The following is a 14,294-nucleotide window of genomic DNA, read 5'->3' on the forward strand; positions in this document are numbered from 1 at the left end:
GAATGAAAAAATACACAGCCAAATACTACCTGATTCCTGCCACTATCTGCTTGGCAGGAATCGTGGCTATAGGCTACAACTATTTCTTCTCTGCTTTTGCCTCACAGGACAATAAGCAGTATGTCTACATCGATGAGGACGATACGGCAGACTCGGTATATGCAAAACTGGAGCCACTGGCATCACACAGCGCCCTCACAGGATTTCGCACGCTGGCACGTCATTACGACTACGACGGGCATATCCGTTCGGGACGCTATGCCATAGAACCTGGCATGAATACCGTCAGCGTGTTTCGTATGATGAGAAACGGCCGACAGGAGCCCGTGATGCTGACCATCCCGGAATGTCGCACCATGGAACAGATGGCTGCACGCCTATCAAAGAAACTGATGCTCGACAGCACCAGCATAGCGCAGGCACTGACCGATGAGGATTTCTGTGAACAGTTGGGCTACGACACCTGCACCATCGCCAGTATCTTCGTACCCAACACGTATGAGGTCTATTGGAACACCAGCATGGATAAGCTGATGCAGCGCATGATGAGCGAGCACGATAAGTTCTGGACGGAAGAGCGCAAGCAGAAAGCCAGGGAACTGGGATTATCGACAGACGAGGTGTGCACACTGGCCAGCATCATCGACGAGGAGACGGCCAACAATGCCGAGAAGCCCATGATTGCAGGGATGTATCTGAACCGACTGAAAATTGGCATGCCGCTTCAGGCCGACCCAACGGTGAAATTCGCCCTGAAGGACTTCGCCCTGAAACGCATCTATCATAACCACCTGGAGGTGAACAGTCCCTATAACACCTACAAGAACACAGGACTGCCTCCCGGCCCTATCAAGGTGGCTTCCATTCAGGGTATCGACGCTGTGCTCAACCGCGTGGCTCACACCTATATATATATGTGTGCCAAGGAGGACTTCTCGGGCACGCATAATTTCGCCACCAGCTATCAGGAGCATCTCAATAATGCGGCACGCTATGCGAAAGCACTTAACGAGCGAGGGATAAAATAATTATGAATTAAGATTTAAGATTTAAGAATTATTTTGTACCTTTGCAGTCTCAAAAATAAAAAACACAAGAAAAAGATTATATGGCAGAAATGATACAGAACGAAGGCGAGGAGAAGAAAAGCCTCAGCTTCGTAGAACAGATGGTAAAAGATGACTTGGCAGAAGGAAAGAACGGTGGACGCATGCAGACGCGTTTTCCACCAGAGCCTAACGGCTATCTGCACATTGGTCATGCTAAGGCCATTGCCATCGACTTCGGGCTGGCTAAAAAATATGGCGGCGAATGCAATCTGCGCTTCGACGATACCAACCCAGTGAAGGAAGATACCGAATTTATCGAGAATATCGAACAGGATATCAAATGGCTGGGATATGACTGGGCACATGTCTATTATGCCAGTGACTATTTCCAGGAATTGTGGGACTTTGCCGTATGGCTCATCAAGCAGGGACGTGCATACGTAGATGAACAGAGCGCTGAAGTGATTGCCCAGCAGAAGGGTACCACGACCAGCCCTGGTACAAACTCGCCTTATCGCGACCGTCCTGTGGAAGAGAGTCTGAAACTGTTTGAATTCATGAACAGCGGCAAGTGCGAGCCAGGAAAGATGGTGCTGCGCGCCAAGATTGACATGGCTCACCCCAATATGCTGTTCCGCGACCCTCTGATCTATCGCGTGCTGAATATCCCTCACGTGAAGACGGGCGATAAGTGGAACGCTTACCCTATGTACGATTTCACGCACGGACAGTGCGACTTTCTTGAGGGTGTCACACACTCTTGGTGTACACTGGAATTTGTGGAGCACCGCCCCTTATACGACCTCTTTGTTGGTTGGATGAAGGAATGGCTGGGCACGCTGGAGAATCCCCAGAAACTGGGTTGTCTGGAAAATATGGGTAACAAGTTTGCAGACTTTGAGGGTCCCCGTCAGACAGAGTTTAACAAGTTGAACTTGAACTATATCCTGCTGTCAAAGCGCAACCTGCGCACACTGGTCAGCGAAGGACTGGTCAACGGATGGGATGACCCCCGCATGCCGACAATCTGCGGTTTCCGTCGTCGCGGCTATTCTCCAGAAGGCATTAAGAACTTCATGGAGAAGATTGGCTACACAAAGATTGACGCGCTCAACGATATGGCGCTCTTCGAGAGTGCGCTGCGCGATGATTTGAATACGCGTGCCCTGCGTGTCAGCGCCGTGCTCGACCCCGTAAAAGTAGTCATCACCAACTATCCAGAAGGTCAGCAGGAAATGCTCACCGCTATCAACAACCCTGAAAACGAGGCTGATGGCACACATGATGTAGAGTTCAGCCGCGAAATCTGGATTGAACGCGACGACTTCATGGAGGTGGCCGAGAAGAAGTTCATGCGCCTGGCTCCCGGCAAGGAGGTGCGTCTGAAGAACGCTTATATCATCAAGTGTGACGAGGAACATCCCTGCGACAAGGATGCTGACGGAAAGGTGACCACCATCTACTGTACCTACGATCCCGAGACACGCAGTGGGCTGCCTGGCGCTAACCGCAAGATTAAGGGTAAGACACTGCACTGGGTAAGTTGTCACAACGCCGTAAAAGCAGAGGTGCGTCTCTACGAGCGTCTATGGAAAATGGAAAACCCACGCGACGAGTTGAAGCGTCTGGAGGAAGAGGAAGGTATCAAGGGTGCTGATGCATTGCGTCAGATGATGAACCCCGACAACCTACATATCCTTACCGACTGCTATATTGAGCCTTTCGCAGCAAAACTGCCTGCACTGAGCTATCTGCAGTTCCAGCGTATAGGCTACTTCAACGTTGATCCAGACTCTACACCTGAAAAGCCTGTATTCAACAAGACCGTAGGCTTGAAGGATACATGGAAGAAATAATGACGAATACAGGAGATAACTATTTCGACAGTGAGGAGTTTCATAAACTCCTCGATATTTACGAAACATCCATAAACGCAGGAGAACCTGTGTTTATGGATGCTGACGATTTGGTGGATATCGCTGACTACTACCAATACACAGGCGAGAAGGATAAGGCGGAAGAGGCCATCAGTCTTGCCCTGAGTCTTTCACCTGGTTCCTCGTCTCCCCTCACCTATCGCATTCATGAGGCGCTGTTTCAACAGAACGACCCACAGAAGGCGTGGGAGCTGCTGGAACAGATGATTGACAAGGAATCGCCTGACTATATTTTCGACCGCGCAGAGATCCTTATCAGTGAAGGAAATATAGAAGAGGCGGAAGAATATCTTGAGGAGAATTTCCGTGACCTGCCGTCTGACGAGCAACAGGATTTCATAGTCGATGCGGCAAATATCTTCATGGACTGGAGGTTGCCAGAAAAGGTGATACAGTGGGTAACAAGAGGCAATCCCAACGACCCCAATGTAAAGAACTCTACTGAATTCAAGGAAATCCTGGCCAAGGCCTTTGTAGAAATGGGCAAATACGAGGACGGCAAACGTATCTTCAATGAGCTCATCGACAAAGATCCGTTCTCCAAGAAATACTGGAACGCACTGGCATCGGCACAATTCATGAACGAAGACTATAGCGGAGCTATTCAAAGCAGTGAATATGCCATCGCCCTGGAACCTGAAGATCCGGAAGGATTCATCACCAAAGCCAACGGACTGCTGCGTCTGAACAACTTCGAGGAAGCGCTGAAATACTATCAACGTTATTTGGAACTGGAGCCCGATGATGAGTTTGCCCTACTCCACGAAGGAACATGCCTCATCAACATGCTGAAACTGCAAGAGGCTATAGAAGTCTTGAAGAAAGCACAGGCTATCACAACAAAAGACTCGTCTTATTTCTGGGATATCTACCAGGAACTGGCTTTTGCCTATGCGGAGAACAAAGAGCCCGACAAAGCGTTGGAGGTTTTAGATCAAGCAGAGGCTATGGAGTACGACCTTGTACAGATTCTACTCATCAGAGGACATATTTTTCTGACTGCAGAAAAACTGGATGAGGCAAAAGAAGCTTTCGGCAAAGCAATAAGAATGAGTGACTCACGTAAACAGACAATGTTACGCGTTATCGTGTCATTCCATGATAATCGCTATGTGGAAGGCGCATATGCATTCCTACAAAGATTCCTGACCCATTACGACGAGGAAGAAGAAGGCAAAAACACCGAGGGCTATGCCTACATGGCCTTGTGTTGCTACGAACTGAAAAAAAACGAAGAATTTCTCAGCTACCTGAAGAAAGCATGTGAAGTGAATCCTATGGAATGCAGAATAGCTGTAGGAAACTTATTCCCTGAAGATATCAAGCCAGAGAACTATTATCATTATATCAAAGACAAGTTAGACAGGGAATAATGAACGTTGCCACAAAATATTGAATATTAAGAATTAAGAATAAAAGATATGAATTGGATAAGCACCCTACTCGGAAATCTGAACTACGGTACCATACTGCTACTCATGCTACTGGAAAGTACAGTTATTCCTGTACCATCAGAACTCGTCGTTGCTCCTGCTGCCTATCATTCGGCCAGTGGTGAACTGAACATCTTCCTCGTTGTACTCTTTGCAACGATCGGAGCTGACCTGGGTGCTTCCATCAATTATTTCGTGGCGCTCTACGTAGGACGCCCCGTCATCTATAAGTTTGCCAACAGCAAATGGGGCAAGCTATGTCTCCTGAACCAGGAGAAGGTGGAGAAGAGCGAACGCTACTTCGACAACCACGGTGTTGCAGCAACACTGACAGGCCGACTGGTGCCAGGCATCCGTCATCTGATTAGCATTCCTGCAGGGTTGGCACGCATGACTTACTGGAAATTCCTGCTCTATACCACAATAGGTGCCGGTGCCTGGCATGCCATCCTCGCCGGATTGGGTTGGTATCTGCATGCCATCGTACCTGAAAATGAGCTTGAAGATACCATCAAACAGTATAATCACTATATCATTGCAGTCATTTTAGGCATCGTTGCCCTTGCTATTATATATATAGTGGTAAAAAATATCATCAAGGCAAAAAGCAGCAAATAATCCCTCATCTTTTTGATTTGTATCAAAAATAAGGGCTGTTATCGCACACAACAGACAAAAATCCATTGTCAGTTTAAAAAATCGTCGTACCTTTGCATCGTCAAAAGGAACAAAATCCTGATGACGTTAGGATAACAACACATTAATTAGTAAGGTAGGGACCGAAAGAAATTAAACATTAACATTAAAAATTTAAAAGGATAACATAAAAAACTCAAGGTCCCGAGTAAAGAAAAGAAAGGAAAAAGAGTATGAAGAAGATTGTTTTGATGGTAGTAGCCATGTTCACAATGACAATGGCATTCGCTGAGAACGAGAACAACAGCACACTGAACAGTGCAGAGGCCTACGATATGACAGTCAATATGCGTAAGCTGGCTGTTACTTTGGATTTGACTACAGACCAGATGGAAGCTGTGCAGGATATTCACACTGCATTCTGCAACGAGATGATGCTGGCTGCTAATGCACACAGCACAGAACGTAAAGCTCTGGTTGATCAGGCAGTTAAGAAGGATGTTCGCTACATGGGATTCATCCTGGACGAGAAGCAGTACAAGAAATATCTGACACTGCTGAACACCACACTGACCAATCGCGGTCTGAAATAAGAAGAACTAAATCGAAATTCACTTTATGATGAGGATGTCATGCAATTTGGCATCCTTTTTTCATGTTTTTTGGACGCTTTTCCACAAATTATTTGTACCTTTGCGCAGAAAATAATAAATAGACTAAAATGGACAACAAACAAAACAATTACATCTCCGTAAGTTATCAGCTCTACTCCATAGACAAAGACGGTTCAAAGAACCTGGTAGAACAGACAGAGCAGGGACGCCCATTCACTTTCATCAGTGGGTTTGGTTTCTCTCTCGACAGTTTTGAACAGCGCATTGTCAACATGCAAAAAGGCGAGAAATTCGACTTTACCCTGGCTCCCGCTGAAGCTTTTGGCGAGTATTTTGCTGAGGGTGTTCACAAACTTCCCCGTGAGGAATTTGTTATCGACGGTAAGTTTGACAGCGCCAACATCTTCCCCGGTGCAGTCATCACGATGAAGAACGAGGAAGGCCAGCACTTCATGGTGCGCGTCACCAAGGTAGAGGAAGACGGTGTGACACTGGATGCCAACCACCCCTTGGCAGGCGAAACCCTGCAGTTTACCGGTGCTATTCTAGAGAATCGCGAGGCTACTGCCGAAGAGATCCAGAAACTGATTGCACAGATGAGCCATGAATGTGGTGGTTGCGGCAGTTGCGGTGGTGACTGTGGCGGTGACTGTGGTGACGACCACGAATGCGGCGGCGGTGGCTGCGGACATTGCCACCACTAAGAGACGAAATGTCGTGATAACGAGATAATAACAATAACTATGGGCAATACGTTTGGGAAACTATTTACACTGACCACCTTCGGCGAGAGCCATGGTGCCGCCGTAGGAGGAGTGATTGATGGCATGCCGGCAGGCATCGACATTGATATGGATTTTATTCAGAGTGAGTTGAACAGACGTCGCCCTGGACAAAGCAAGCTGACAACATCACGAAAGGAGGCAGATAAAGTTGAGCTGCTCAGTGGTGTGTTTGAAGGCAAGAGCACAGGATGTCCAATAGGCTTCATCGTACGCAATGAGAATCAGCACTCGCAGGATTACGAGAACCTGCGTACGCTGTTCCGTCCTTCGCATGCCGATTTCACCTATTATAACAAATATGGTGTGCGCGACCATCGTGGTGGAGGCCGTTCTTCTGCCCGCATCACCATTAGTCGTGTCGTTGGTGGAGCACTGGCCAAACTGGCCCTTCGTCAGTTGGGCATCAGTATTCAGGCCTATACCTCTCAAGTAGGTTCAATCACCTTGGAGCGTGACTACCGCCAATACGACCTCTCACAGACTGAGACCAATGCCGTGCGCTGTCCTGACGCCAAGAAAGCAGAAGAGATGGCAGCATTAATAGAACAGGTGAAGGCTGAGGGCGATACCATCGGCGGAGTCATAACCTGTGTTATCAAAGGCTGTCCGGTAGGTCTTGGCGAGCCCGAATTCGATAAGCTTCACGCTCAGTTGGGCAGTGCCATGCTGGGTATCAATGCCGTTAAGGGCTTTGAATACGGTGAAGGCTTTGCCGGCGTCACTCAGCGTGGGTCAGAACAAAACGACCGCTTCACTGTGGGGCACGGTTCGCCCGTGACCACGCTCACCAACCACAGTGGGGGCATTCAGGGGGGCATCAGCAACGGACAGGATATTTATTTCCGCGTGGCATTTAAACCCGTGGCTACCCTACTCCGCCCTCAAGACACTGTTGACTTAGAAGGAAATCCCACCACATTTACAGCTCAAGGACGTCATGATCCATGCGTTTTGCCAAGAGCAGTCCCTGTTGTAGAGGCAATGGCAGCAATGGTTATTTTAGACAATTATTTATGCTTATCGGCATATAAAAATTAGGAAATATTCTCTCAAAATGCAAAATAAACAGAAAAATCCATTGTCGAATGGATTTTTTTGTTTATCTTTGCAATCGCTATAAGGGTTTGTGAAAATCCGAATATGCTTTAGTTAAGTCTAGTTTAGTTTTTGTGTTGGTTAAGGGCTGGCGATTGCCAGCCCTTATTTCTTATTAATACATCACTTTTCTCGAAGAAGTCTTACCACTTGCTGTTGTAGCCCGCATGATGTAGATTCCTTTATCTGGCCTACTGACACGTTCACCTGAGAGTGTGAAGAACTCCACACTGACGGGCGTTCCGTCGAGCACGCTACTAATACCAGAGGTGCCTCCCGTATGGTATTCCAACACAACGATGACAGACTGTTGCTCGCCTGTATTAGTAAAAGTAACCTCATCCTGTACGCTATTCAACACGAACTCAGCCTTGTTTGGAGCTGACGTCGTAGCAGTCAGATCAAGAATCTGGGCATCTGCCTCTGTGTAGTTTTTCCCAGCTACCTCTTTCCAATAACTAGTGCGACTACTGCTATTAGTACCAACCACACTCCAAAGCGTTAATTTCGTCACCTTGAAGCCTTCAGGCACATGGATAACATTTTGTGCGCCATTAGAGAGTTTGATACCTGTACGACTGATTCCATCAAACTCATAGGTCATTTTATCCCCCTTGCTGTAAGTCTTATCTATAGCAGAGGTATAGTTCATACTGAATCCAATATTATTAGATGGAGAAGCCTCAGCGCCTTCCAATTTGGTACAAGCAGCATCACTAGGTTGCCGAGACATATTACCCCAAGCCAAACAAACCTTCTTTGTCTCACCTACAGGCTCAGGGTCTGGAGTTGGGTCGTCAGGTTTCTCAGAACCACCAACTACCTTCAAGACACCGCTTGTATAAAGTTCAGATGTGTCCCAAGTCTGTCCTTCTCCAGGAGTAGCAGGAAGAATCTGAGCAAAGGTACCAGTAGCCGTTCCTGTGAATACCTTTATCTCGTCACCAGCATAGTAGGTCTTGTCCTGCATTGCCTCGTTCAACTTCAAAATGGCGGCACTACCTAGCTTCAGTCCACCACTGAATGTCAGGCCTTTATCAGAAGCCAGTGTGTCGCCCACCATCAGCGTACCATTGACTGTTACAGCAGCAGCCAGAGTGCCTTTACCAGCTAATGTGGCACCAGCCGAAACTGTAATGGCTCCCGTGCCAGTATGCTGTCCGTTAACGATGAGTGTACCTGCCTGCACTTGCGTCGTACCACTATAGATATTCTTGCCAGTAAGGCGCCATTCACCAGTACCTTGCTTCACAATGCTGGTCTTACCAATTTTTCCACCTTGAGCACGATCATCAATGATTCCCTTAAACGTCTCGTTCGTATTAGCCGTACCTACAATCCATGTTCCGCTGCCAGCATTCTTCACATCAAAACCAGATAGATAAGTGCCTGCATCACCTGACAGACCTCCAAGGTACAAAGTCGCTTGATTCTTTTTCGAGACAATCTGTGCCGTACCTTTCAAAGTAATAGTACCGTTTTTGATACCAGTACCATTATACGGTGCAAACTGACTATTTCCGGCAGAAGCCGTTCCTTTTACTATGACACGACCTGTGAAGTCATCCCAATTGCCTTCAAGATATTCACGTACCCAGAATACTTCCCATTCCAGCGTACCACTTCCGCTCACTTTATTAGCCATCTCACAATTGCGATAGAATGAGATTTTCGATGTAGTACCTGCCTTTGCCTCAATGGGGAAGGTGTACTTGGGGTTCTTGTCGTTTTCACTATGCGTAATAAACTGTCCACCAGCCATAACGAGTTTGCCAGCTGTTCCAAGACCTGCCTTTGATGTATTCTCCCCTTCAAGTACCAGAGTACCACCATTCAAAACCACGTCACCATCGAATTTGAAGAATTTCGTATTATTCGTTGCAACAGAAATCTGGCCTTCACCATCGATAATCAGGTTACCTTGTCCTTCGAGACTTCCACTCATTGTCACAACGGCCCCACTCTTTGCAATGTTCAACTCAGTATCACTATAAAGCTTTGCAGAACGATTGGTAGAGGTAGAAGCACCTGTATACTTATAGACGCCACCATCCATCACCCAGTTCTGAGCGAACTCCTGACTCATACCAAGTCCGCTGGCAACACCACCGTTCTTCAGTGAAGAGAACTCATAAACGCCGTCGTGCAGTACGGTAGCGCCCTCATATTGCTGATCTGAAGCGATGGCCAGCGTTCCCTTACCAGCCTTGTTCAAAGAAGCTGTACCACTAATATAGCCTGCACCGTTCAACGTCACGTTAGCATCACTCTTCACAACAACAGCCGTCTTCGGTGTAGCCTCACTAAGCGTGACAGTCTCATCGTTTACGGGATTAATCAGCCACTCACCATCACCTGTACCAGTAAAGGTCTCCACATCAATGATATCCACCTGTTCTGGACGCGTCTTCACGGTAAGTTCTGCTGTATAAGCCGACCTCTCCTCACCTTTATAGGCACAAACACGTACGATATAAGGCTTTCCTGCTTCCAACCCAGCATTCTGAATGATAAACTGTGCATCAGTCGTACGACCCATTTCTACGAAAGCACCGTCTTTCTGCAACTCTACTATAAAGCCATCTTCGTTATCGCTGTAATCGGCCCACGAAAGTGTCAGACTATTCGTCGTTGCAGAAGAGAGCTCCAGCAACAAGGGAGCGCGCAGGAAGAACTGACGATTATCCTTACCGATGCTATTGATATAGTTCTCAATATTGGCATAACCATTGTCGGCTATCGTCATCGCATCGTTTTTGGTCTTATCCGTGCCGTTAGCATCTTCCCATGCATCAGGCATACCGTCGCCATCAGTATCAACAGGCTTTGTGCCTTTAAACCAACTCCATGTGGTAGGCACACCGATTGGCAGTTCATTCTCATTTGTAATGAGCTTTCCTTTTGTACCAAACGACAGCACCTCGTCCACCATATAACAGTCGGCCAGATCACGATAAGGCAAAGAGGCACCCACCTCAGGCAGCAGTTTTTCTATCAGTTCATTGCCAGCCCATTTCTCCAGTTCCGGATAAGCGTATGGTGTGCTCACCTTGTCGCCGCCACCAGTACCAGTAAACAGCGTGGGATTCAACATACCATCACGATTTTTATCCTGCCAGTTATCGTTGCCATAGAAATGAAAATCGCTATTACCCCCCGTCAAGGCATCACCTCCCACAGCAGGTCCATTAATAAAGAGGTTGTTCTCTATGTTCACATAACTGCTTCCCTGAGAGTCACCGCCCATATTATAAGCATAGTTTTTCCAGTTATAGACCAAGTTATTGACATATTGGTTCGTACCCTTCACCTTGAAGTTACGAGTGGAGTTGTCTACGAGTAAAACACGATAAAGCGTGATATTGTCAGCCTGCATCAGACCACCAGCAGAGTGAGTCATCAAGCCCTGACCAACAATAGAGTTCATCAGCGTGATGTTCTGCGGAGCCGTTCCCTTGTTGTCCCAGTTTATAGAGAAATTCTCATCTTGTCCCCACGAGAACGAGCAATGATCAAAAATCATGTTCTGACCATTGGCAATACCACCTGCATCCTTATCCTTTGTGCCTACAGCACCCATACGGAAGCGCATATAACGTACGATGATATTATCGGCTGCCGAGAAACTTGTACCATCACCATAAACGGTAATGCCTTCACCCGGAGCCGTCTGACCTGCAACATAAAGGTTTTTGGAGAATACCAGACGTGAATTAATACGTATCACACCGGATACATCAAATACGACAATTCTATTTGGTTTACTCACTGCATCACGCAGAGAACCAGTACCAGAATCGTTAAGGTTTGTCACATGATACACACTTCCCATTCGTCCACCAGTAGCAAAACGGCCAAATCCTTGAGCACCAGGGAAAGCGAGTTGCTGGGCACTTACAGTCAGGCACATGGTCGACAATGCAAGGCTCACAAATAACTTGTTAGGTTTCATTTTTTTTATTGATATTTTTTAGTTTTAGTTGAATATTTGCGGCAAAATTACGATATTTTCTCCATATACCTCTTTTATATTAGAGAAAACGTCTATAATCTTTGGCTAAAAAAAATAGGAGCTACTGAATAGCTCCTACAATATCGTTCACATCGGCAACACCGTGTTTATCAAGCCAATCGTTGATACCATCACGTACCTTTATTGTCACTGCAGGATCAAGAAAATTAGCAGTTCCAATCTCTATAGCACGAGCACCACACATCAGGAATTCTATGGCATCCTCTGCCGTACTGATACCACCAAGACCAATAACAGGTATTTTCACTGCCTTAGCCACCTGATAAACCATGCGCAGAGCCACAGGCTTTACGCAAGGACCACTCAGTCCACCTGTACCGATAGAAAGTGTCTTACAACGTTTCTCTATGTTAACAGCCATTCCCATCAGCGTATTGATAAGGCTCACGCTGTCGGCTCCCTCTGCCTCTACTGCACGGGCAATCTCTGTAATATCCGTCACATTGGGTGATAGTTTGACAATCAGCGTCTTATGGTAAGCCTTACGAACAGCCTTTACCACGCTGGCAGCTCCAGCACAAGTCACACCAAAGGCCATACCACCATCCTTCACGTTAGGACACGAGATATTCAACTCGATAGCAGGAATATGCTCCAGCGCATCCACACGAGCAGCACACTCTGCATAATCCTCTGGCGAGGAACCACTGACATTCACAATATAATTGCCCTCCGTAGGCAACAGTTGGGGATAAATATGCTCACAGAAATAATCCACGCCCTTATTCTGCAGGCCTACGCAGTTCAACATACCCTGTGGCGTCTCTGCCATTCGCGGATAGTCATTGCCCTCACGAGGTTTCAGTGTAGTACCCTTCACAATGATACCACCAATACCTTTAAGATCTACAAAATCCTGGAACTCCAAACCATAGCCAAACGTACCAGAGGCAGTCATCACAGGGTTCTTCATTTTCAGAGCCCCAATATTTACTTCTAATCTTGCCATAACAATCTCTTTATATTAAATACGGGACCATCCTTACATACACACACATTCGTTGCCTCCGTGGTAGACGCATCTCCGTCGACTCTAACTTTCTCCACACAGCACAGGCAGGCGCCTAATCCGCAGGCCATCAGGTTCTCCAGGGATACCTCGCACTCAATGTCCTTTTCACGTGCATAACGAGCCACGGCCTTCATCATAGGTGTAGGACCACATACCTGAATCATATCAAATGATTCCTTCTGTAGCACGCTATGATTGGTAACAAAACCCTTCTCACCCATAGAACCGTCTTCTGTCGTTACTAATACGCGACCATATTTCTCAAACTCAGAGAGCATCAGCAAATCCTTTACAGAGCGGGCTCCAAGCAGGAACGTAATATCAACACCCTGTTCCTTGAGCAACTTACCAAGATAAAGAAGAGGAGCCACGCCAACGCCGCCACCAGCCAATAACATCCTGTGTCCCACGATTCGGTCGCAGGGAATCGTAAACCCATTACCCAGTGGCAGCACGCAATTCAGCTTGTCACCAGGCTTCATCTTTGCCAGCGTTTTTGTGCCTTCACCAACAGTAGCGACAAGCAGCCACAACTCGTTTTTCTCTTTATCTACAAAATTAATGGAAATAGGACGGCGCAGGAAAGTAGAAGCGGAACCGTCTACACGCACCTCAACAAACTGACCAGGGTTCATGGGAGGAAAAGCGTCCTGCTGAGTTAACTTTATCAACACATAGCGCTCGTGAACACGCTCCACAGACCGTACTGTCAAGTCTAGGATATACTTTTTCATTTACACCTTATTATATAATTCTGGGTGCAAAGGTAATACAAAAAAAAGAAAAAAGGAAACGAATGATACGATAATCTCATTCGCTTCCTTCATATTTCTACTTCTTCGCCGGTACAAAACTCTCCCACGTTTGATCATCATAATAAACGCGTATCTCTGTGACATGGCGTAAAGGCTTGTCAACTATTTTTATCTCTTCACGTACAATTTCTGACCGTGTATTTCGTACACCATTATTATAAGAGGGTGTAGAATGCCCCATTTGAGGCCTAAAATTGGCAGATTGAGGGATAACGGAACTGTTTGTGTCAAAATCCAAGACTTGCTCTTGACCAATTTGAGGGGATGAAACCCCATCATCTGTGGAAGCAACTTGATCTCCTGAGGGGGTAGGAGACTGTTGATACATATCTCCAATACCAAACATTAACCATTCAAGGCTAATGTCAGGAAATTTCTTTTTGATACTCTCAATGATGTTAATAGTAGGGCGAGTACGATCATTGAAGATACCACTTAGGGTTGCTGGAGTTGTTCCGATGGCACTAGCAAACACTTGTTGAGTCATGTGCTGCGCCTCCATGATCTGTCTGATTCTATCCTTCATATACTAATCAAGTCATTTTGGAGCCTAAAAAGGCGGTTTTCTTTTCAGTTTACAAAGGTAAAGCAAAAAATTGGATTATGCAACTTTTTAAAGAAGAATTTATAATATTAAAGTTTAAATATTTACTTTCATATTTGTAAATTCAAAGCAATAACTGAAAGTTTTCTTGATTAAGATTCATAAACTTAAAGTATAAGGATGTAAAGAGCATAAACAAAAATATTACAATTTCTTTATAATTTATTGGTATTTACAATATTATGCATGTATATAGCCATAACAACAAGTCCTGTATTCATAGATTTAAAGGTCTAAATCCTATAAATATGGCCTAAGAACAAAGGGATTACTAAAAATTC

The 14,294-nt window shown here is 46.1% G+C and carries 11 protein-coding genes; 7 read left to right on the plus strand and 4 right to left on the minus strand.

Going from position 1 to position 14,294, the window contains the following annotated elements; translation table 11 throughout:
• Positions 1-2 precede the first annotated feature (2 nt).
• The 7 genes from mltG to aroC all read left to right on the plus strand — a co-directional run bounded on the left by mltG (position 3) and on the right by aroC (position 7,492).
• Positions 3-1,028, plus strand: a complete 1,026-nt coding sequence (gene mltG, locus L6468_RS10195) for an endolytic transglycosylase MltG (RefSeq protein WP_091818056.1) — start codon at positions 3-5, stop codon at positions 1,026-1,028.
• 80 nt (positions 1,029-1,108) lie between these two features.
• On the plus strand, positions 1,109-2,905 hold the full coding sequence (locus L6468_RS10200; RefSeq protein WP_237793162.1) for a glutamine--tRNA ligase/YqeY domain fusion protein: 1,797 nt from the start codon (positions 1,109-1,111) through the stop codon (positions 2,903-2,905).
• Complete coding sequence (locus L6468_RS10205; protein WP_237793163.1) at positions 2,905-4,359, plus strand: tetratricopeptide repeat protein; 1,455 nt, start codon at positions 2,905-2,907, stop codon at positions 4,357-4,359. Before L6468_RS10200 ends, L6468_RS10205 begins: the two co-directional genes overlap by 1 nt.
• 48 nt (positions 4,360-4,407) lie before the next feature.
• Positions 4,408-5,037: a DedA family protein gene (locus tag L6468_RS10210; RefSeq protein ID WP_237793164.1), complete on the plus strand. Its 630-nt coding sequence runs from the start codon at positions 4,408-4,410 to the stop codon at positions 5,035-5,037.
• A gap of 251 nt (positions 5,038-5,288) precedes the next feature.
• Positions 5,289-5,648, plus strand: coding sequence for a hypothetical protein (locus L6468_RS10215; protein ID WP_091818007.1), 360 nt, complete (start codon positions 5,289-5,291; stop codon positions 5,646-5,648).
• 128 nt (positions 5,649-5,776) lie between these two features.
• Positions 5,777-6,373: an FKBP-type peptidyl-prolyl cis-trans isomerase gene (locus L6468_RS10220; RefSeq protein ID WP_091852935.1), complete on the plus strand. Its 597-nt coding sequence runs from the start codon at positions 5,777-5,779 to the stop codon at positions 6,371-6,373.
• Positions 6,374-6,412: 39 nt separating this feature from the next.
• A complete protein-coding gene (gene aroC, locus L6468_RS10225; RefSeq protein ID WP_091818001.1) occupies positions 6,413-7,492 on the plus strand; it encodes a chorismate synthase in 1,080 nt (359 codons plus the stop codon).
• A gap of 172 nt (positions 7,493-7,664) precedes the next feature.
• Here aroC and L6468_RS10230 read toward each other — a convergent pair whose 3' ends face one another.
• The 4 genes from L6468_RS10230 to L6468_RS10245 all read right to left on the minus strand — a co-directional run bounded on the left by L6468_RS10230 (position 7,665) and on the right by L6468_RS10245 (position 13,935).
• Entirely contained in the window at positions 7,665-11,501 is a 3,837-nt protein-coding gene (locus L6468_RS10230; RefSeq protein ID WP_237793165.1) for an autotransporter-associated beta strand repeat-containing protein, read from the minus strand.
• Between the two features lie 121 nt (positions 11,502-11,622).
• Positions 11,623-12,531, minus strand: a complete 909-nt coding sequence (locus tag L6468_RS10235; protein WP_237793166.1) for a dihydroorotate dehydrogenase — start codon at positions 12,529-12,531, stop codon at positions 11,623-11,625.
• Positions 12,519-13,328, minus strand: a complete 810-nt coding sequence (locus tag L6468_RS10240; protein WP_237793167.1) for a dihydroorotate dehydrogenase electron transfer subunit — start codon at positions 13,326-13,328, stop codon at positions 12,519-12,521. Before L6468_RS10240 ends, L6468_RS10235 begins: the two co-directional genes overlap by 13 nt.
• Before the next feature lie 97 nt (positions 13,329-13,425).
• Positions 13,426-13,935, minus strand: coding sequence for a helix-turn-helix domain-containing protein (locus L6468_RS10245; protein ID WP_091817993.1), 510 nt, complete (start codon positions 13,933-13,935; stop codon positions 13,426-13,428).
• Positions 13,936-14,294 lie beyond the last annotated feature (359 nt).

The organism is Prevotella communis (assembly GCF_022024115.1).
Taxonomy (GTDB): Bacteria; Bacteroidota; Bacteroidia; order Bacteroidales; family Bacteroidaceae; genus Prevotella; species Prevotella communis.